We start from the raw sequence: 19,210 nt of genomic DNA, 5'->3' as shown, positions 1-19,210 counted from the left end.
TGTCCACGATGAGCGACGAACTCCCCGCAGCCCCAGCCCCGGTCGACCGCGCCCGGTCCTTCGGACCCGTCGCCGAGGCGTACGACCGGGGCCGGCCGTCGTACCCCGCGGAGGCGGTGGCGTGGCTCGCGGGAGGAGAGGCGAAAGTCGTCCTGGAGCTCGCGGCGGGCACCGGCAAGCTGACCCGCGAGCTCGTCGACCAGGGCCACGCGGTCTTCGCGACCGAGCCGGACGAGGCGATGCTCGAGGTGCTGCGCGATCGGGTGCCCGAGGTGAGCGCCAAGGTCGCGACCGCGGAGGAGATCCCGGCCAACGACCGGTCGGTCGACGTGGTGGTCGTGGCGCAGGCCTTCCACTGGTTCGACCACGACGTGGCCCTCGCCGAGATCGCCCGCGTGCTCAAGCCCGGCGGCCACGTCGCGTTGGTGTGGAACAGCCGCGACGAACGGATCCCGTGGGTGCGCCGGATGGGCGACATCCTGGGCCGGCAGGACTCCAACACCAGCTCCTCCCAGCACCTCGTCCACAGCGACGTCTTCGGCTTCGTGGAGGAGACGACCTTCAAGCACTGGCAGGAGGTCAACCGCGAGACCGTGCTCGACCTGGCGCGCTCGCGGTCGAGCTTTGCGGCGATGGACGACGACGAGCGGGAGCGCCACCTCGCCGAGCTGCTCGCCTTCTACGACGACTACGGCCGCGGCATGGACGGGATGCAGATCCCCTACGTCACCCGCTGCTACCGCGCCGTCGTTGTCGATCGCACGGAGTCCGATCCTTCCGGGCCGACAACTTCTTCGCCCGACGAGCCGTCACAGGAAGGACCGGTCGTGAGCGACGGCACCGACACCGACATGTTGCTCATCGACTTCCGCTGACTGCTCCGTCCGGGGGGACCCCATGCGTCGTACGACGACACTGACCGTTGCCGGCCTGCTCGGCCTGGCCCTGCTCGGGCCCGCCACGAGCGCCACCGCCGCCGGCGAGACCTGCCGCGGCGAGGCCGCGACCATCGTCGGCACGCCCAACAAGAACATCGTCGGCACCGAGGGCCGCGACGTCATCGTCACGAACCGCAGCCAGGACGTGACGACCCTCGGCGGTGACGACCTCGTCTGCATCACCGGCCCCGACCAGGGCAGGGGGACCGAGCGGCCTGTCGACATCGACACCGGGCCGGGCAACGACGTGGTCGACGGGACGGCCGCGCGCGACTGGCCCGCGAGCGGGACGCTGGGGACCGGCGCGGACACCTTCTACGGGGGCGGCGCCGGCGACTACCTCGACGCCGGCACGCGGTCGGCCGACTACGCGCACCTCGACGCGGATCGCGACGTCCTCCTCGGCGGCGGGGGTGGCGACAGCTTCGTCAGCGGCCAGGAGGGCCTGCCCAACACCGACGTGGTCGACCTCGGCAGCGGCGGTGACTACCTGAGCTGGAACGGCCCCACCGCCGACGGAGGCACCGTCTCCGGCGGGGCGGGCACCGACACGCTCTCCTTCGTCACCGGCGCCCACGACCTCGCCGTCGACAACGTCACCGGCCGGCTCACCGAGGACGGCAGCCCGTCCCTCCCGTGGTCCGGGGTGGAGTCGTTCAGCATCTGGCCGACGCACGAGGACCCGATCGACCTGGCGTTCACCGGCACGGCGGCCGACGACTTCCTCACCCTGTACGCCGCCAGCGCGGTCGTGACCGCCGACCTGGCCGGCGGCGCGGACGACTTCACGTCGAGCTCCCTGCTCCTCGACGGCACCGTGGTCGACGCCGGCTCCGGCCGCGACGACCTCTACGTCCTCGACCGCGACCGCGACCTCTTCCTCGACCTGCGGGCCGAGCAGCTCCTCGCCCGTGACGCCACGACGTCGACCGACGCCGTCGTGCGCGGCTTCGAGGACGCCGACGTGCACGCCCGCATGGTCGACGTGAAGGGCACCGGCGCCGGCAACGACATCGGCGTCTCGGCGTGCAGCGGCGTCGTGCGCGGCCGCGGCGGCGACGACACCATCAGCCGCCGCTACGAGTACTGGTACGAGACCTCCCCCGGCTGCCGCGAGCGTTACAAGCTGGACGGCGGCTCCGGCGCCGACGAGCTCAAGGGCCAGAGCGGCGACGACACGCTCATCGGCGGTCCCGGCAAGGACCTGCTCGAGGGCGCCAACGGCAACGACGTGCTGCGCGGCGGGGCCGGGCGCGACCGGGCGGACGGCGGCGACGGGCGGCGCGACCGCTGCTCCGCCGAGCGCGAGAAGCGCTGCGAGCGCTGAGCGGCGCACACCCGGCCACGACGACCACAACACACACGGGGGAACACAGATGCGTACGACGACACTGACCATTGCTGGGCTGCTCGGCCTGGCCCTGCTCGCACCCACCACGAACGCCACCGCCGCGGGCGAGACCTGCCGCGGCGAGGCGGCCACCATCGTGGGGACCGGCCAGCTCGTCGTGGGCACGGAGGGACGCGACGTCATCGTGACCGGTTCCTCCACCGTGGTGAGCGCCCTGGGGGGCGACGACCTGATCTGTGTGAGCGAGCCCGTCTCCGCAGCCCACCTCCTGGAGGTCCTCGCGGGCGAGGGCAACGACTTCGTGGACGCCTCGTCGCTGACGAGCGGCTACTCCGGCCGGGTCGAGCTCGGCGCCGGCGCGGACACGTTCGCCGGTGGAGGCGCCGCGGACTTCGTCTCCGCCGGCTACTTCCCCGACCCCCGCGACTACAACGCGCAGCCGGGCTCGGACGTCGACACCGACCGGGTCGAGACCGGCACTGGCGACGACACGGTCTTCTCCGGGTCGTCGGGCACCGCCAACCACGACGTCGTCGACGTCGGCGCGGGCGATGACCGGTTCTACCTCGGCACCTCGGCCGCAGGCGGCGACGCCGTGCTCACCGGGGGCGACGGCGACGACCCGTTGAGCCTCCCGATCGGCGACAGCGACGTCACCCTCGACCAGGCGCTCGGCACCCTCACCTCGGCGCAGGGCACCGCGCGCGTCGTCGGCTTCGAGGCCGTCACCGTCGACGCCGGATCGGGGAAGCTCACCTACCGCGGCACGCGCGGGGACGACTCGCTCACCGTGCGCTCCGACGGCGCCCCCACGGTGGACATCGCCACCGACCGGGGCCAGGACCTGCTGGTGATCGAGCCCGCGAGCGTGGCCGAGGGCAGCCGGATCGACCTGGGCCGCGGCGTCGACCGGGTGGTGGCGGCGACCTCTGCCGGCTCCCTCGAGCTGAACCTCGGCTTCTACCAGCGCCTGGCCATCGGCGGCGCGAAGGTGGCGAGCGTCTCCGGGATCGAGGACGCCCTCCTCGTCGCGCCCGAGGTCACCCTGGTCGGCAGCAACGCCGACAACGACCTGTCGTTCGCCGGCTGCGAGGGGACGCTCCGGGGCGGCCACGGCCGCGACACGCTGCGCAACGTCGCCCAGAGGTTCTTCGCGTCGACCTCCTACTCGTTCGACTGCACCACGCGCACCACGATGGACGGCGGGCCCGACCGGGACCGGCTCCGCGGTGGACAGGGACCTGACCGGCTGCGCGGCCAGGGCGGCAACGATCGCCTCGAGGGCCGCGGCGGCCGCGACAAGGCCGACGGCGGCCAGGGCCTAGACCGCTGCACCGCCGAGGTCGAGCGCCGCTGCGAGCGCTGATCGCGGCTACTGTCTCGCCATGGCATGGCGGTGGCGGCGTACGTCCCTGGGCGGCGAGGCCGACCGCGCCGCCTTCCGCGCGCTGCACAACGCCTCGCTGGCGAGCCCGGCGCTGCGGGAGGGACTGACCTCGTCGAGCGCCGAGCGGTCCGTACGCCACCTGCGCGCGCTGCTCGGCACCCCGGCCGCCGGGCTCGGTGACACCAGCGGGCTGCTGGCGTGGGACGGCCTCGGCGGCCACCACCGCAGCCAGCTCGCGGCCACCATCGGCCAGGTCGCGGAGACCGGGCGGACGATGATCGTCGACGAGCGGACGCTGGTCTGCGACGACGGCGGCTGCCAGGTCCGGCAGGCGATCGTGAGCCCCCTCGTCGTCGACGACCGGCTCGTCGGCGCCCTCGTGGTGGGCGCGCCGCACACGACCGGCGGCCTCGTCCGGGCGGCCGACGAGGTGGCGTCGTGGGTCAGCGGCCAGCTCGAGCTCGCCGAGCTCGACGCCTCGCGCACCCGCCTGATGGAGGCGGAGGTCCGGGCGCTGCGGGCGCAGATCAGCCCCCACTTCATCTACAACTCGCTCGGCGCGATCGCCAGCTTCGTGCGCACCGACCCCGACCGGGCGCGCGAGCTGCTGCTCGAGTTCGCCGACTTCACCCGCTACTCCTTCCGCCGCCACGGCGAGTACACGACCCTCGCCGAGGAGCTCCGCTCCGTCGAGCGCTACCTCCTCCTCGAGCAGGCGCGCTTCGGGGAGCGGCTGCACGTGACGCTGCAGATCGCCCCGGAGGTGCTGCCCGTGGCGGTGCCGTTCCTGTGCATCCAGCCGCTCGTCGAGAACGCCGTACGCCACGGGCTCGAGGCCAGCGCCGACAAGGAGGACGGGGTCGGCCGGCTCTCCATCACCGCGCGCGACCTCGACCAGGAGTGCGTGCTGGAGGTCGAGGACGACGGCACCGGCGAGGACCCCGAGCGGGTACGCCGCGCGCTCGCCGGCGACGCGTCGATGGACTCGGTCGGCCTGGGCAACGTGGACGCGCGGCTGCGCAACGCCTACGGCGACGACTACGGTCTGGTGGTCGAGACCGCGCCCGGCGCCGGCACCAAGGTGATCGTGCGGGTGCCGAAGTTCGCCCCGGGAGTACAGGTATGACCGGCTTGAGAGTCCTCGTCATCGACGACGAGCGTCCTGCGCTCGACGAGCTCACCTTCCTGCTCGGCCGCGACCCGCGCATCGGCGAGGTGATGGGCAGCGACTCCGCGACCGAGGCGCTGCGGGTGCTCCAGGCCGAGGAGGTCGACGCGGTCTTCCTGGACATCCAGATGCCCGGCCTCACCGGGCTCGACCTCGCGCAGGTGCTCTCGCGCTTCAAGCAGCCGCCACCCGTGGTGTTCGTGACCGCGCACGAGGAGCACGCGGTCGCGGCCTTCGAGCTGCGGGCAGTCGACTACGTCCTCAAGCCGGTGCGCGAGGAGCGCCTCGCCGAGGCCGTACGCCGCGTCGTCGAGGCCGGCGGCCCGGCGCCGTCCGGCGACGTGCAGATCCCGGTGGAGCGCGGCGGGGTCACCCGGTTCATCAACCGCTCGGAGATCACCCACGTCGAGGCGCAGGGCGACTACGCGCGGCTCCACACCGCCGAGGGCTCGCACCTGGTCCGCACCCCGCTCAGCTCGCTGGCCGAGCAGTGGGCGCCGGCCGGCTTCGTGCGGATCCACCGCTCGGTCCTCGTCGCGCTCCCGCACGTCGAGGAGGTCCGCAGCGAGGGCGGCCGGGTCAGCGTGGTCATCGGCGGCACCGAGCTGCCGGTCTCGCGGCGCCACACGCGCGAGCTGCGGTCGGTGCTCACGAAGCGCGACGCGTGAGGGCGAGCACGTGACCGAGCAGCCGCCGCCCCGGGTGAGAGTCACCGGGCCGCCGCGGCGCCGGGCGGACGGCGTACGGTCCACGGGGACGCGGGAGATCGACGCCGAGACGGCCCTCGGCGAGGTGTTCATGCGCTCCCTGCTGCGCGAGCAGCTGCTGCTCGCGATGCGCGTGCTGGTCGCGCTCGCGCTGACGTTCGGTCTGCTGCCCCTGCTCTTTCACCTCTTCCCGGAGCTCGGTGGGGTGCGGGTCGGGCCGATGCCGCTGGCGTGGTTGCTCCTCGGGCTGCTGACCTACCCGTGGCTGGTGCTGCTCGGGTGGTTCTACATCCGCCGGTCCGAGGCCAACGAGCGCGACTTCGCCGACCTCGTCGGCACGGTCCGCCCGGAGGAGGGTCCGTGACCACCAGCGTGGTGCCGGGCGTCGTCGCGGTCGTCCTGGTCTCGCTGGCCACGCTCGCGATCGGCACCTGGGGCCTGCGGATCTCGCGCACCACGAGCGACTTCTTCGTCGCCTCGCGGACCGTCCGGCCGCGGCTCAACGCGAGCGCGATCGGCGGGGAGTACCTCTCCGCGGCGTCGTTCCTCGGCGTCGCCGGGCTGCTGCTGACGTTCGGCGCGGAGATGCTGTGGTACCCGGTCGGCTGGACCGCCGGCTACCTCGTCCTGCTCGTCCTGGTCGCCGCCCCGCTGCGGCGCTCGGGCGCCTACACGCTGCCCGACTTCGCCGAGGCCCGCCTCGGCTCGCGCGGGGTCCGCAAGCTCTGCTCGGTGCTGGTGGTCGGCATCGGCTGGCTCTACCTGCTGCCGCAGTTCCAGGGCGCCGGAGTGACGCTGCGAGCCACCATCGACGCCCCGACGTGGGCGGGGTCGCTGGTCGTCGCGCTGGTGGTGCTGGCGTCGGTGAGCCCCGGCGGGATGCGCTCGATCACCTTCGTGCAGGCCTTCCAGTTCTGGCTCAAGCTCACGGCGCTGCTCGTCCCGGTCTTCGTGCTGCTCGCGGTCTGGGCCGGTGACGGCGCGGCCGACCCGGCAGGCGCGGCGCCGCAGTCGTGGTCGGTGCCGCTGGCCTCGCCCGGCGGCGGCATCGGGCTCTACACGACGTACTCCCTCATCATCGCGACGTTCCTCGGCACGATGGGGCTGCCCCACGTGGTCGTGCGCTTCTACACCAACCCCGACGGTCGGGCCGCCCGCCGCACCACCCTCGCCGTGCTCGTGCTGCTCGGCATCTTCTACGTCCTGCCACCGGTGTACGCCGCCCTCGGCCGGATCTACGCCACCGAGCTGGTCGACGGACGGTCCGACGTGCTCGTCCTCGAGCTGCCGAACCTGATGGTCCCCGGGGCGGTGGGGTCGGTGCTGACGGGCCTGGTCACTGCCGGCGCGTTCGCCGCGTTCCTGTCGACGAGCTCCGGGCTGACCATCGCGGTGGCGGGCGTGCTGTCGCAGGACGTCACCGGCCGGCGCTGGGGCCGCTACCGCCTCGGCGGGGTCGCCGCCTTCCGGGTCGCCGCCGCCATCGCCGTTGTCGTCCCGCTGCTGGCCTCGCTGCCGGCGCAGGACGTCGCTGTTGCGCGGACCGTCGGCCTGGCCTTCGCGGTGACGGCATCGACGTTCGCGCCGCTGCTGATGCTCGGCATCTGGTGGCGGGGGCTGACGCCCGCGGGCGCGGTCGCGGGCCTGCTGGTCGGCGGCCTCGGCTCGGGTGCGGCGGTCGCGTGGACCCTGGGCGCCGCGCCGTCGGCGGGCTGGACGTCGGCGTTGCTGGGCCAGCCGGCGGCCTGGTCTGTACCAGCTTCCCTGGCCACCATGATCGTGGTCTCGCGCCTCACGAGGGCCTCCGTCCCCGCTCACGCGGGCCGGTTCATGGTCCGTCTGCACACTCCGGAGGCCGTCGAGCTCGAGCGCGGTTGAGCGGTTCGCCCTTCACCCTTGGGGGTGAGGCGGTACGTTCTTCGGTGGGGGTTGTGCAGGGCGACGTGGGGGCGGGGACATGAGGAGCAGGACAGCGGTCTCGACGCTGGCCGGGCTGGTGCTGGCGAGCCTGGCGGTGCTGCCCTCGACGGCAGCGCCGACCCCGACACCACGCGCGAAGGCGCCGACGGGGCTCTGGGACACCGGCTTCGAGGCCGGTCTCACCGCCAAGGACTGCGGCCGCTGGCGGCTCGACGACCACGGCTTCTGCACGGCCAACGACTCGCGCAACGGCGTCGAGCTCGGCACCCGGTTCCGGACCTCGCGCGACCTCTCGGTCGTCGGGATCCGGGTCTACCGCACCGACCCGGCCACCGTGACCGGCACCCTGTGGGACGGCCAGGGCAACCGCCTCGCGACCGGGACGTTCCAGGAGACCTCGAAGAAGGGCTGGCAGGACCTGGTCTTCGCGCAGCCCGTCGCGATCTCGCCCGGGCAGACCTACATCGCGTCCTACTACACCCCGGCGACCAAGTACGCCTTCCAGTACGACTTCTTCCAGCAGCAGGCGACGCGCGGACCCGTCACCGCCCTCCGCTCGACCGCCACCAGCCCCAACGGCGTGCACTGCTACGACGTGGCGTCCTGCGTCTTCCCGTCGAACGGCTTCCGCAGCTCCACCTACTGGGTGACCCCGCTGTGGCAGGACCCCGCCGACCCGGTGCCCACGCCGACTCCCCCCACGCCGACCCCCACACCGCCGCCCGGCACCCAGGCACCGGCCGTCCACGGGTCCGCCCCCAGCGCCGGCGCCACCCGCGTCAGCCGCGGTACGCGGATCAAGGTCACCTTCTCCACCAGGGTCCGGCCCGCCACCCTGACCAAGGCGAGCGTCCGCCTCCAACGGGCCGGAAGGTCCGGGCGGGTGCCCACGCGCCTGACGTACGACGCCGCGCGCAGGCGCCTCACCCTGGTCCCGAAGCAGCGCCTGCTGCCGGGCACGACGTACCGGGTCGTCGTCACGTCGAAGGTCCGCGACGTCTTCGGCAACGCGCTGGACCAGGACCCGCAGAAGCCGGGCATCCAGCGAGCCACCTGGACCTTCCGCACGCGGTGAGACGTGGCCGCCGACACCGTCAGCTTCCGGCTCTGGCCGCCTGTCGCGATCGGCGCACCGCTCGTGGCCGGTGCCCTGGCGACGGCGTGGTGGGGTGACCCGGTCGAGCCCGGCGGCTGGCGCGTGCCCATCGGCTGGGCGCTGGCTGCCTTCTTCGTGGTCTGGAACGGCTGGTCGCTCTTGCTCTTCGCCCGCCACGAGACCGGGCTGCTGCCGGGCGACTCCACGAGGGCGATGATCGAGTCGGGCCCCTACCGGCTCTCGCGCAACCCGCTCTACGTCGGCCTGCTCGCGCTCTACCTCGCCATCGCGCTGCTCGGCCCGACCTTCTGGGGGCTCGTGCTCTTCCCCGCCGCCGTGCTGCTCGTGCTCTGGGGCGCGATCCTGCCCGAGGAGCGCTTCCTCCACGCCCGCTTCGGGGAGCCGTACGACGCCTACCGCCGCCGGGTGCGCCGCTGGCTCTAACGGATGCGGAACTCGTTGCCGTCGGGGTCGGCCATCTCGACCTCACCTGCGTGCCTCGCCACGAGCGTCGCGCCCAGCCCGACCAGCCGCTCGAACTCGGCGTCGAGGTCGTCGGCCTCGAGCACGAAGTGCATCCGGTTGCGGTCGTGGCGCGGGTTGAGCGGCGGCCCACCCCAGGCGATCTTGACGCCTCCGCTCGGCGGTTGGATCGCGGTCTCGCCGGCCTCGTCATGGACCAGCGGCCAGCCGAGCGCCTCGCTCCAGAAGACCCCGACCTCCCGTGTCCCGTCGGCCGCCAGCTCCCCGAGGAAGCCGGTGCCGGCGAGCCAGCCGTTGCCGGCCTCGATCACGCAGAACTCGTTGCCGTCGGGGTCGGCCAGGACGACGTGGTCCTCCTCGGGCAGCTGCCCGACGTCGAGGTGGGTCGCCCCCAGCTCGAGCGCCCGAGCCACCGTGTCCTCCTGGCGTGCCGCGTTGCTGGTCAGGTGGAGGTGGATCTGGTTCAGCCCGACCCGCGGCACGTCGCCCTGCTCGACGACCAGGGCGAACGGCAGGTCCTCCGTACCTTGGCCGAGGAGCTCGCCCCAGAAGGACGCCAGTCGCTCGGGCTCGGCGGACAGGATGGTCAATGACTCCAGTCGGGCGGCCATGCCAGCACCGTAGGCAGCCCTCGCTCCCAGGACCACCCAGTTTGCGGGGCCCATCCGGAGCGCGTCGTCTCCCGACACGCCATGCGGCATTCACGACACGCCGCGCGACGAGCCGGATCCGCCCTGCCAGCGGCCCTACAGCTCCCGCACGCCCGCCTCGAGCTCGGCGAACGCGTCGGCGAGGCTGACCTTCGGCGCCCAGCCCCAACCCCGAGCCCGGTCGGCGACGATCTGGCCGGTCCAGGCGTCGCCGTCGTCCCAGACGGGGTCGACGCCGAGGGCGCGGGTGACGGTGCCGACGTAGTCGCGCTGGGTGGCCGGGCCGCTGGCGACGTTGACGGGGGTGCAGTCGCCGGAGACCGGGCCGGACGAGACGTCCGACGAGACAGCGATCGCGCCGGTCGCGACGTCGGCGGCCAGGACAGCCAGGTCGGTGACGTGCACCCAGGCGAAAGTCTTGTCGGGCTGGGCGTGGCGCTGCTGCTCGGAGTCGCGGATCCCCGCGGGGACGACGGAGTTCCAGACCGACGACGCCCCCGGCCCGAGGATCGCGGGCGGGCGCAGCAGCACCCGGGTCGTGCCTTGCAGGCGGGCCAGCGCGGCGTCGACGTCGCGCTTGATGACGGCGTAGTCGCCGGCGTCGTCACCCACCAGCGCGGATTCCTCGGAGACGTCGCCAGCGGAGGGGCTGCGGTCGTAGACGGCGGCCGTCGAGACATGGACGAGCAGGGGCACCCCGGCCTCGACCGCGGCCGACGCGACGACGAGCGTCCCGTCCAGGCCGACGCGACGCTGGGCCTCGCCGTCGCCGCCAAGCGGGTGCACGGTCGTCACCAGCGCGTCAGCCCCGGCGACGACCGAGCCCGCGAAGGCCGGGTCGGCGAAGTCGCCGACGTGCTCCTCGACCCCGGGCAGGTCGGGCGCCGCACCGAGGCGGCGTACGACGGCACGCACCGTCGCTCCGCGCTCGCTCAGGGCGGCCACCACGTGGCTGCCGACGAGGCCGTTGGCTCCGGTCACGACGACGATCGGGGAGGTCATGCCTCCACAGTGACAGCCAGCCGGTAGCCCCGCTTCACCACGGTCAGCACGGCCTTGGTGCCGATCGCGGCACGCAGCCGCGCGACCGCCATCTCGACCGCGTGCTCCGAGCCGGCCTGGCCGCTGGGCAGCGCGGCGAGCAAGGCGCGCCGCGAGACCACGAAGCCGGGGTTGACCAGCAGCGCCATCAGCACCGACGCGGGCGCCGGGGACAGCTCGACCGGCACGCCGTCGAGGATCAGCGAGTCTGCGTGCACGATGAGCGTCCGCCCGTCCGCGAGGCGTACGCCGACGCCGTCGCGGCGGGTCGGCAGCTCGGCCTCCAGCTGCTTGACCATCCCGGCCAGGCGCGAGCGCTCGGGGAAGATCGTGGGCACGCCCCACATCTCGAAGGCGGCCGCGGTGACCGGACCGACGCAGGAGGCGATCACGTCGGACTGGAACGCCGAGATGAGGTCGTCGCGCCGCCCGACCGAGAAGGCCGCCTCCATCAGGGCGCCCACGGCGGGCGCGGAGGTGAAGGTGACCGCGTCGAGCTCCCGGTCGGCGATCAGGTCGATCATGTGGAACATCGGCTCCGGGTCGTCGGCCGACGCGACCCGGTAGATCGGCACCGTGACCACGGAGGCGCCCTGCCGGCGCAGCGCGTGCGCGGCCATCGACAGCGACTGCCCGTGCTCCTGCACCACGATCCGCTTGCCGCTCAGGTCGCGGCCGCGCAGGTGCGCGAGCACGTCCTCGAAGCACTCCGACTCCGGCGCCCACAGCTCGCGCAGGCCGTGGCGGCGCAGCACGCCGACGCTCTTCGGCCCGCGGGCGAGGATCTCGGCGCCGTCGAGCGTGGCGACCAGGTCGTCGTAGAGGCCCGCCTCGCGTGCGGCCTCCAGCCAGGTCTTCATGCCGACCCCGGTGGTCGCGAGGAAGAAGTCCACCGGCCCGGTGAGCACCTCCTTCGTCGCGGTCAGCAGCTCGGTGAGGTCGACGTGGTTGGGCTCCAGCGACAGCGCCGCCGCCCACTCGACCTTCGCCCCACGACGCTCCAGCAGGGCCACCTGCTCCTCGGCCTTGCGAGCAGCGGTGACCCCGATCCGGAAGCCGTCGAGAGGGAGCGCCGTCACGTGGCCTCCCCGACGTGGACGACACCATCGACCACCGTCACGTCGTACGCCGGCACGGAGACGCCGTCGTCGTCGAGGCAGCGTCCGGTGCGGAGGTCGAAGGCCTGCTTGTACATCGGCGAGCTCACCACCGGCACGTCCCCGCGGCTGCCGACGATGCCGCGCGACAGCACCGAGGCGCTGCTGAAGGGGTCGACGTTGCCGATCGCGTGGACGGCGCCGTCGTGGGTCCGGAACACCGCGACCGCCCGTCCGTCGACGAGAGCCGCGACGCCGCCCTCCAGCGGGATCGCGTCGACGGTGCACACGGCCGTCATCCGGGCGACTGCGAGGTCGGTCATGCCGGCGCCCCCACCGGGATCAGGGCCGGCGCGATGGGCTGGATCTGGTCGCGCTCGGTGGTGAAGGCGATGCTCGGGTCGGGCGTGTCCGGGGCGTTGACGAACGACACGAACCGCGCCAGCTTCTCCGGGTCCTCCAGCGTCGCGCGCCACTCGTCGGCGTACCCACCGACGTGGCGTGCCATCTCGGCCTCCAGCTCGGCGCCGAGCCCGAGCGCGTCGTCGACGACGACCTCGCGCACCCGGTCGAGCCCGCCGTCGAGCTGCTCGACCCAGGTCGACGTGCGCTGGAGCCGGTCGGCGGTGCGGACGTAGTACATGAGGAAGCGGTCGAGGTACGACACCAGCGTCGCGGTGTCGAGGTCGCCGGCGAGGAGCCGGGCGTGGGCGGGGTTCGCGCCGCCGTTGCCGCCGACGTAGAGGTTCCACCCCTTCTCCGTCGCGATGACGCCGAAGTCCTTGCCGCGCGCCTCGGCGCACTCGCGGGCGCAGCCGCTGACCCCGCCCTTGAGCTTGTGCGGGCTGCGGAGGCCGCGGTAGCGCAGCTCGAGGGCGATGGCGAGGCCAACCGAGTCCTGGACGCCGTAGCGGCACCAGGTCGAGCCGACGCACGACTTCACGGTCCGCAGCGACTTGCCGTAGGCGTGGCCGGACTCGAAGCCGGCGTCGACGAGCCGCCGCCAGATGGCCGGCAGCTGCTCCATCCGGGCGCCGAAGAGGTCGATGCGCTGGCCGCCGGTGATCTTGGTGTAGAGGTCGAAGTCGCGTGCCACCTCGCCGATCACGATCAGCTTCTCCGGGGTGATCTCGCCGCCGGGGATGCGCGGGACGACGGAGTAGGTGCCGTTGCGCTGGATGTTGGCGAGGTAGGCGTCGTTGGTGTCCTGGAGCTCGGCCGTCTCGCGCTCGAGGATGTGGGTGCTGGTCTGGCTGGCCAGGATGCTGGCGATCGCCGGCTTGCAGACGTCGCAGCCGCGACCCGTGCCGTGCGCCTCGACGATGTCGTCGAAGCGGCGGTAGCCGTGGACGGCGACCACGTCGAAGAGCTCCTGCCGGGTGAGCCGGAAGTGCTCGCACAGGCCCTTGTCGACGACCTTGCCGACGCTGGCGAAGTGCTCCTCGATGAGGTTCTTCACCGTCGGCACGCAGGAGCCGCAGGTGCTGCCGGCCCGCGTGCACTGCTTGACCGCGGCGACGTCCTCGCACCCCTGCTCGGCCACCGCGTGGAGGATGTCGGCCTTCGTCACGTCGTTGCACGAGCAGACCTGCGCCTCGTCGGGCATCCCCAGCTGGACGCCGCTGCTCGCCGGCAGGATCAGCTGCTCGGGGTTGTCGGGCAGTGCCAGCCCGCTGCTCACCATCGGCCGGAGCACGCCGTACGCCGACGCGTCGCCCACGAGGATGCCTCCGAGCAGCCGGGTGCCGTCCTCGCTCACCACGAGCTTCTTGTAGACGCCGGCGACGGCGTCGGAGTAGACGAGCTCGAGGGAGTCTGCGGTCGTGGCGAAGGCGTCGCCGAAGCTGGCCACGTCGACGCCGAGGAGCTTGAGCTTGGTCGACATGTCGGCGCCGGTGAAGGTGCCCGGCCCGTCGAGCAGCGCGTCGACGACGACCTCGGCCATCGCGTAGCCCGGCGCGACCAGGCCGTACATCCTCCCGCCGGGCGCCGCGCACTCGCCGATCGCGAAGATCGCGGGGTCGCTCGTCCGGCACTGCTCGTCCACCAGTACGCCACCGCGCTCGGCGACGTCGAGGTCGCACTCGCGGGCCAGGGCGTCGCGCGGCCGGATGCCAGCGGAGAACACCACGACCTGTGCCTCGACGGTCGTCGTGGGCGCGCCCTCCTCGGTGCCCGCCTGCCGCATCCGCAGGCCCGCGACGGCGTCGTCGTCCCCCACGATGGCCTCGGTGAGGACACCGGTGTGGGCGGTCACGCCGAGCCGCTCGATGTGGCGGACCAGCGTGGTGCCCGCGGCGGCGTCGAGCTGCACGGGCATCAGCCGTGGCGCCATCTCCACGACGTGCGTCTCCAGGCCGAGCTGCACGAGGGCGTTCGCCGCCTCGAGCCCGAGGAGACCGCCGCCGATCACGATCCCGCTCGTCGCCGTCGCGCTGGCGGCCTTGATCGCCTGGAGGTCCTCGATGGTGCGGTAGACGAAGCACCCGGCCTTGCCGCGGCCCTCGACCGGCGGGACGAACGGTGCGGCTCCGGTGGCGAGCACGAGGACGTCGTACTCGTGGACGGTGACGGCGCCCGGGTGGGCGAGGGGGTCACCGACCGCGGCCGGCGGCGAGACCACCGTGACGGTGCGCCCGGCGCGGTCGACCTCGGTCACGACGCTGTCGAGGACCAGGCGCACCCGCGGGTCGTCGTACTCCCCGCCGGGCAGCAGCGTGAGCGCGCCCTCGCCGTCGCCGGCCGCGTCGTGGCCGAACCAGCTGGTCAGCGCCACCCGGTCGTACGCCGCGCGGGGCTCCTCGCCGATGACGAGCACGTCGTGGGTCTCGGTGAGGCCGCGCTCGACGGCGGCCTGGGCGAACCGGTGGCCCACCATGCCGTGCCCGACGACGACGATCCGCTGGCGCTTGCTCATGCCGAGGACGGTAGGAACGCGATGTTTCCCGGCCGTCGGGCGAATGTTTCGGCTGTGAAAACTGGGCGGCACGACCTCACACTGAGGACGTGAGCGAGTGGTTCCTGCCCGAGTCGGAGCGTCCGTGGACCTCCGGCAACCTGGTGGTCCCCCGCGTGCACGGCGCCGGCTACTTCGCCCGGCTCGTCGAGCTCGTCGAGGCCACGGAGGCGGGCGACCGCATCTACTTCACCGACTGGCGGGGCGACTCCGACGAGCGGTTGACCGAGGACGGCCCCACGGTCGCGGAGCTGCTCCGGCAGGCGGCCGCGCGCGACGTCGAGGTGCGCGCCCTCATGTGGCGCTCGCACCCCGGTCAGCTCAACGGCGAGGAGAACGGCCACCTCGGCCGGATCATCAACGAGTGCGGCGGCGAGGCGCTGCTCGACGAACGGGTCAAGTGGGGCGGCTCGCACCACCAGAAGCTCTTCGTCGTGCGCCGCAAGGGCCGTCCCGAGGAGGACGTGGCCTTCGTCGGCGGCATCGACCTCTGCTACAGCCGCCGCGACGACGCGGAGCACGGCGGCGACCCGCAGGCGGCTCCGCTCGACGACAGGTACGGCGACGCCCCGCCGTGGCACGACGCGATGGCGGAGATCCGTGGCCCGGCGGTCGCGCACGTCCTCGACACCTTCACCGAGCGGTGGGACGACCGCACGCCGCTCGACCACCGCAACCCCTACCGCGCGGTCGCGCACCGGGTCGTGCGGATGCCGCGCCACCCCGAGCAGCTGCCGGAGCGGTGGGACCCGCCACCGGAGGCCGGTCGGCACCAGGTGCAGGTCCTGCGCACCTACCCCTCGAAGCGCCCGCGCTACCCCTTCGCGCCCGACGGCGAGCGGTCGATCGCCCGGGCCTACTCCCGGGCCTTCCAGCGCGCTCGCCGGATGGTCTATGTCGAGGACCAGTACTTCTGGTCCGACGTGGTGGCCACGACGCTGTCCGACGCGCTGCGCCGCGAGCCCGAGCTGCAGGTCATCGCGGTCGTCCCGCGCTTCAGCGAGGACGAGGGCAGGTTCGGCGGCCCGCCGGCCCACTACGGGCAGCGGGTCGCGTGGGAGCGCCTGCGCGAGGCGGGCGGTGAGAGGTTCGCGATGTTCGACCTCGAGAACGACGCGGGCACGCCGATCTACGTCCACGCCAAGGTGTGCATCGTCGACGACGAGTGGATGACCATCGGCTCCGACAACCTCAACCTCCGCTCGTGGACCCACGACTCCGAGCTGACCTGCGCGATCGTCGACCCCGACGGCGAGCTGCCGGGTCGGCTGCGGACGCAGCTCTGGGCCGAGCACCTCGGTCTTCCGGACGACGACGAGCGGCTGGCGTACGCCGACGACCCGATGGCCCTGTGGACCTCACGGCTCGGGGCACCCGGCAGCCGCATCGGCCTCCACGAGCCCCCCGTGCTCCCACGTCGTACGACGGCGTGGGCGAAGCGGGCCTACCGGCTGCTCTACGACCCCGACGGGAGACCCCGCTCGATGCGGGGCACCTCCGACTTCTGAGGCTCCGCGTCGCGGGGCAGCAGGACCCGCGAGACCACGACGAGCCAGATGCTCGCGAAGACGAAGCTGGTGAGCACGTCGGTCGGGTGGTGCGCGCCCTGGTAGAGGCGGGAGGGGGCGACGACGAGCGGGAGGAGGAAGAGCGGCCACGTCCACCGGCGCCAGCGCGGCGCGGCGGCGGCGACCCAGAGCGCGATACCGCCGTAGACCACGATCGAGGTGGCCACATGGCCCGAGGGGAAGCTGTGGTCGGGGATCAGGCCGGGGTCGAGGATCTCGACTGGCGGCCGGTCGCGCGTGACCAGGTGGGTGACGATGGCGTAGAGGGCGAGGTAGCCGCCGACCAGCGTGGCGAAGTAGACGACCGGGCGCCACGAGCGCAGCCGCCAGGCAGCCAGGCCGGCGACCACCACGGCCAGCCCGACGCCGACGATCGTGTCCGCGACGCCGCTGCCGATCGCGGCCGCGACGTCGAGGTCGGCGGTGCGCTCGGCCGCGATGCTGCGCTCGACGCGGTCGTCCCACGGGTCCACGGTCGTCTCGAGCGGATGCGTGATCAGCCAGCCGAGGGCGAGGACGCCCAGCACGAGGGCGGCCCACACCGTCGCGAGGACGCGCGCGGTCGTGCGGTGGTCGGTCGACGTGCTCACGGGCAGAGACTGCCGCACGGCGCCGCTTCGTCGTCCACCCCCAAGGACATTTCGCGGAGCGCGCTCCTCAGCCCTCGGCGGCCGCCTTCATCGACGCCGCCTCGGTGGTGACGTACTGCTGGGAGAGCTTCTTGGTCATCAGCCACCCGACCGGGGCGAGCAGTCCGGTGATGTCGATGGCGAGCGTCAGCCGGCTGCCGTCGGCGTGGGGCTCGACGACGTGGCTGGCGGCGATCGCCACACCCGGTGACGTCGAGGCCCACGTGAACGAGCGGCCCTCGTGGAGCTCGGTGACCGTCCACACCGCCTCCGGCAGCTTGGGCTGGCGCAGCCGGGTGCGCGAGCCGACGGCGAGCGGGCCGGTGTCGAGCCGCTCGACCGAGTCCACCGTCGGGATCCGCTCGGGCCAGCGCTCGAGGTCGACGAGCACCTCCCAGACGCGCTCGGGCGGGGCGGCGATGGTGACGGACTGCTGGAGACCCGGCATGACGGGAGTCTAGGCGCGCGGTCAGCGCCGCAGCAGCAGTGCCGAGTCGCCGAACTCGTGCCAGAGGTAGCCCTCCGCGACAGCCGCGTCGTACGCCGCCTGCGTCAGGCCGCGACCGGCGACCGCCTCGACGAGGAGGAGGTGCGAGGCCATCGGGTCGTGCCAGCCGGTGATGAGGCCGTCGACCACGTGCGGCGGGTCGCCTGGCGTGATCACCCGGTCGGTCCAGCCGCGGCCGGCGACCACGTGCCGGCCCCGCACGGTCGACTCGACCGCGCGGGTGGCGGTGGTGCCGACCGCGATGACGCGACCGCCGCTCTCGCGTGCGCCGTTGATGACCCGCGCGCTGGTCGGCGGCACCTCGAACCACTCCGGCCCCGGCGCCTCGCCGGCCTCCTGCGAGGAGACGCCGGTGTGCAGCGTGACCGGCGCGAAGTGGATGCCCGCCGTCACCAGGTGGGTGACGAGGGCATGGGTGAACGGCCGTCCCGCGGACGCCATCTCCGCGCTGCCCGGCCGGGTGCCGAAGACGGTCTGGTAGGCCGACAGCGGGTAGCGGTGGTCGAGGTAGCCGTAGGCGATCGGCCGCCCGTTCCAGTCCAGCTGGCGGTCCAGGTCGCCCCTGACCGAGGCCCGCCAGAGACGGTTCCCCTGCCCGGTCGGGGATGACGGAGCCCCCGGCCACGGCTCGCGCAGCACCAGGCGGACGTCTCCCACGACCACGACGGTCCCCACAGCGGCGTCGAGGACCGCGCGGGCGGCGTCCGGCGCCGTCCGGAGCTCGACCACCCGGTCGCCGTCCTCGAGGTGGTGGGCGACGTGCAGCACGACCGGCCCGCCGTCGACCGTCGCGTCGACCTCGCCGTTGACCGTGGCCGAGGTGTTCACCACCAGCACGTCGCCGGGGTGCAGGTGGTCCGGCAGGTCACGGAAGCGGACGTGGTCGATGCCGTCGGGCGTGCCGACCAGCAGCCGCACCTCGTCGCGCGCCACCCCGCGCTCCTCGGCGGGCTGCGGCGCGAAGGTCGACGCGGCGAAGTGGGTGCGTGGCGTCTCGTCGAGGGTCGTCATCCGAGGTCCTCCGCCCGGTAGCGGCCCGAGGCAGGGCGGTCGGCCAGGAGGCCGAGCAGCCGCGGTACGACGCTCTCCGGGAGGGGCCGGTCCGAGATGTCCTCGCCGGGGAACGCGTCCTGGTGCATCGCCGTGCGCATGTCGCCCGGGTCGACGGCGTAGCCGGTGAGCCCGGACTCGGCGGCGTACGTCAGCGTGACGTGGTCGAGCGCGGCCTTGCTGGCGCCGTAGAGGCCCCAGGTCTCGTAGTGGTTCACCGCGGCGTCGGAGCTGATCGAGAGGAGCACGCCGCTGGCTTCGCGGAGCCAGGGCAGCAGGGCCGAGGTGAGCACCAGCGGCCCGCCGACGTTGGTGCGCCACACGTGCGCCAGGTCGGGGATGTCGACCTCGGCGAGCGGGCGCATCGGCAGCGGCCCCAGCGTGCTGGCGTTGTGGACCAGCAGGTCGAGGCGGCCGCGCCCGGCGACCTCGGCCACGAGCCGGTCCCGGTGCTCCGCGTCGGTGAGGTCACCCACCACGACGGCCACCCCCGCCGGCAGGTCGGCCTCCTTGAACTTCTCCGCGCTCCGCCCGTCGGTCACCACGTCCCACCCGTCGGCCGCCAGCGCCCGGGCCAGGGCGCGGCCCAGCCCAGCAGATCCTCCGGTGACCAGCGCCACCCGTGTCGTCCTTTTCGATGTCATGACATCATGGTTCAAGT

19 protein-coding genes are annotated in these 19,210 nt (G+C 73.3%); 10 read left to right on the top strand and 9 right to left on the bottom strand.

Features of this window, described 5'->3' with window-relative positions:
- Positions 1-8 precede the first annotated feature (8 nt).
- The 9 genes from ACE3QY_RS02600 (at position 9) to ACE3QY_RS02560 (ending at position 9,011) form a co-directional block, all read left to right on the top strand.
- Entirely contained in the window at positions 9-875 is an 867-nt protein-coding gene (locus ACE3QY_RS02600; protein ID WP_374454440.1) for a class I SAM-dependent methyltransferase, read from the top strand.
- A gap of 22 nt (positions 876-897) precedes the next feature.
- The gene (locus ACE3QY_RS02595; protein WP_374454439.1) at positions 898-2,265 is read left to right on the top strand and encodes a calcium-binding protein; all 1,368 of its coding nucleotides are present in this window, start codon (positions 898-900) and stop codon (positions 2,263-2,265) included.
- A 49-nt stretch (positions 2,266-2,314) separates the two neighbouring features.
- A complete protein-coding gene (locus ACE3QY_RS02590) occupies positions 2,315-3,655 on the top strand; it encodes a hypothetical protein (RefSeq protein WP_374454438.1) in 1,341 nt (446 codons plus the stop codon).
- Between the two features lie 19 nt (positions 3,656-3,674).
- Complete coding sequence (locus ACE3QY_RS02585; protein ID WP_374454437.1) at positions 3,675-4,802, top strand: sensor histidine kinase; 1,128 nt, start codon at positions 3,675-3,677, stop codon at positions 4,800-4,802.
- Positions 4,799-5,512, top strand: coding sequence for a LytR/AlgR family response regulator transcription factor (locus ACE3QY_RS02580; RefSeq protein WP_374454436.1), 714 nt, complete (start codon positions 4,799-4,801; stop codon positions 5,510-5,512). Before ACE3QY_RS02585 ends, ACE3QY_RS02580 begins: the two co-directional genes overlap by 4 nt.
- Before the next feature lie 10 nt (positions 5,513-5,522).
- Positions 5,523-5,915 carry a hypothetical protein gene (locus ACE3QY_RS02575; RefSeq protein WP_374454435.1) on the top strand — a complete coding sequence of 131 codons (393 nt, stop codon included), beginning with the start codon at positions 5,523-5,525 and terminating at the stop codon, positions 5,913-5,915.
- Entirely contained in the window at positions 5,912-7,429 is a 1,518-nt protein-coding gene (locus tag ACE3QY_RS02570) for a cation acetate symporter (protein ID WP_374454434.1), read from the top strand. The genes ACE3QY_RS02575 and ACE3QY_RS02570 overlap by 4 nt, the downstream gene beginning before the upstream one ends.
- A 79-nt stretch (positions 7,430-7,508) precedes the next feature.
- Positions 7,509-8,546, top strand: coding sequence for a DUF4082 domain-containing protein (locus ACE3QY_RS02565; RefSeq protein WP_374454433.1), 1,038 nt, complete (start codon positions 7,509-7,511; stop codon positions 8,544-8,546).
- A gap of 3 nt (positions 8,547-8,549) precedes the next feature.
- Positions 8,550-9,011: an isoprenylcysteine carboxylmethyltransferase family protein gene (locus ACE3QY_RS02560; RefSeq protein WP_374454432.1), complete on the top strand. Its 462-nt coding sequence runs from the start codon at positions 8,550-8,552 to the stop codon at positions 9,009-9,011.
- On the opposite strand, the gene ACE3QY_RS02555 is transcribed toward ACE3QY_RS02560, so the two are convergent.
- The 5 genes from ACE3QY_RS02555 to nirB form a co-directional block, all read right to left on the bottom strand.
- Positions 9,008-9,661: a VOC family protein gene (locus ACE3QY_RS02555; protein ID WP_374454431.1), complete on the bottom strand. Its 654-nt coding sequence runs from the start codon at positions 9,659-9,661 to the stop codon at positions 9,008-9,010. The two genes, ACE3QY_RS02560 and ACE3QY_RS02555, sit on opposite strands and share 4 nt — an antisense overlap.
- A 135-nt stretch (positions 9,662-9,796) precedes the next feature.
- Entirely contained in the window at positions 9,797-10,702 is a 906-nt protein-coding gene (locus ACE3QY_RS02550) for an NAD-dependent epimerase/dehydratase family protein (protein WP_374454430.1), read from the bottom strand.
- A complete protein-coding gene (locus ACE3QY_RS02545) occupies positions 10,699-11,820 on the bottom strand; it encodes a uroporphyrinogen-III synthase (protein WP_374454429.1) in 1,122 nt (373 codons plus the stop codon). Before ACE3QY_RS02545 ends, ACE3QY_RS02550 begins: the two co-directional genes overlap by 4 nt.
- The gene (nirD, locus tag ACE3QY_RS02540; protein ID WP_374454428.1) at positions 11,817-12,161 is read right to left on the bottom strand and encodes a nitrite reductase small subunit NirD; all 345 of its coding nucleotides are present in this window, start codon (positions 12,159-12,161) and stop codon (positions 11,817-11,819) included. The genes ACE3QY_RS02545 and nirD overlap by 4 nt, the downstream gene beginning before the upstream one ends.
- On the bottom strand, positions 12,158-14,755 hold the full coding sequence (gene nirB, locus ACE3QY_RS02535; protein ID WP_374454427.1) for a nitrite reductase large subunit NirB: 2,598 nt from the start codon (positions 14,753-14,755) through the stop codon (positions 12,158-12,160). The genes nirD and nirB overlap by 4 nt, the downstream gene beginning before the upstream one ends.
- An 89-nt stretch (positions 14,756-14,844) precedes the next feature.
- Here nirB and ACE3QY_RS02530 point away from each other — a divergent pair, with 89 nt between their 5' ends.
- Positions 14,845-16,302 carry a phospholipase D-like domain-containing protein gene (locus tag ACE3QY_RS02530; RefSeq protein ID WP_374454426.1) on the top strand — a complete coding sequence of 486 codons (1,458 nt, stop codon included), beginning with the start codon at positions 14,845-14,847 and terminating at the stop codon, positions 16,300-16,302.
- Here the strand turns inward: ACE3QY_RS02530 and ACE3QY_RS02525 are convergent.
- From ACE3QY_RS02525 to ACE3QY_RS02510, 4 genes are all read right to left on the bottom strand, one after another.
- Positions 16,251-16,952: a phosphatase PAP2 family protein gene (locus ACE3QY_RS02525; protein ID WP_374454425.1), complete on the bottom strand. Its 702-nt coding sequence runs from the start codon at positions 16,950-16,952 to the stop codon at positions 16,251-16,253. The two genes, ACE3QY_RS02530 and ACE3QY_RS02525, sit on opposite strands and share 52 nt — an antisense overlap.
- A gap of 67 nt (positions 16,953-17,019) precedes the next feature.
- Complete coding sequence (locus ACE3QY_RS02520) at positions 17,020-17,439, bottom strand: SRPBCC family protein (protein ID WP_374454424.1); 420 nt, start codon at positions 17,437-17,439, stop codon at positions 17,020-17,022.
- 21 nt (positions 17,440-17,460) lie between these two features.
- Positions 17,461-18,510: an S-adenosylmethionine:tRNA ribosyltransferase-isomerase gene (locus ACE3QY_RS02515; RefSeq protein ID WP_374454423.1), complete on the bottom strand. Its 1,050-nt coding sequence runs from the start codon at positions 18,508-18,510 to the stop codon at positions 17,461-17,463.
- On the bottom strand, positions 18,507-19,193 hold the full coding sequence (locus ACE3QY_RS02510; RefSeq protein WP_374454422.1) for an SDR family oxidoreductase: 687 nt from the start codon (positions 19,191-19,193) through the stop codon (positions 18,507-18,509). Before ACE3QY_RS02510 ends, ACE3QY_RS02515 begins: the two co-directional genes overlap by 4 nt.
- Positions 19,194-19,210 lie beyond the last annotated feature (17 nt).

The organism is Nocardioides sp. (assembly GCF_041913365.1).
Classification (GTDB): Bacteria; Actinomycetota; Actinomycetes; order Propionibacteriales; family Nocardioidaceae; genus Nocardioides.
Note: the sequence above shows the minus strand (reverse complement) of the source record. Positions and strands in the feature narration are given on the sequence as shown.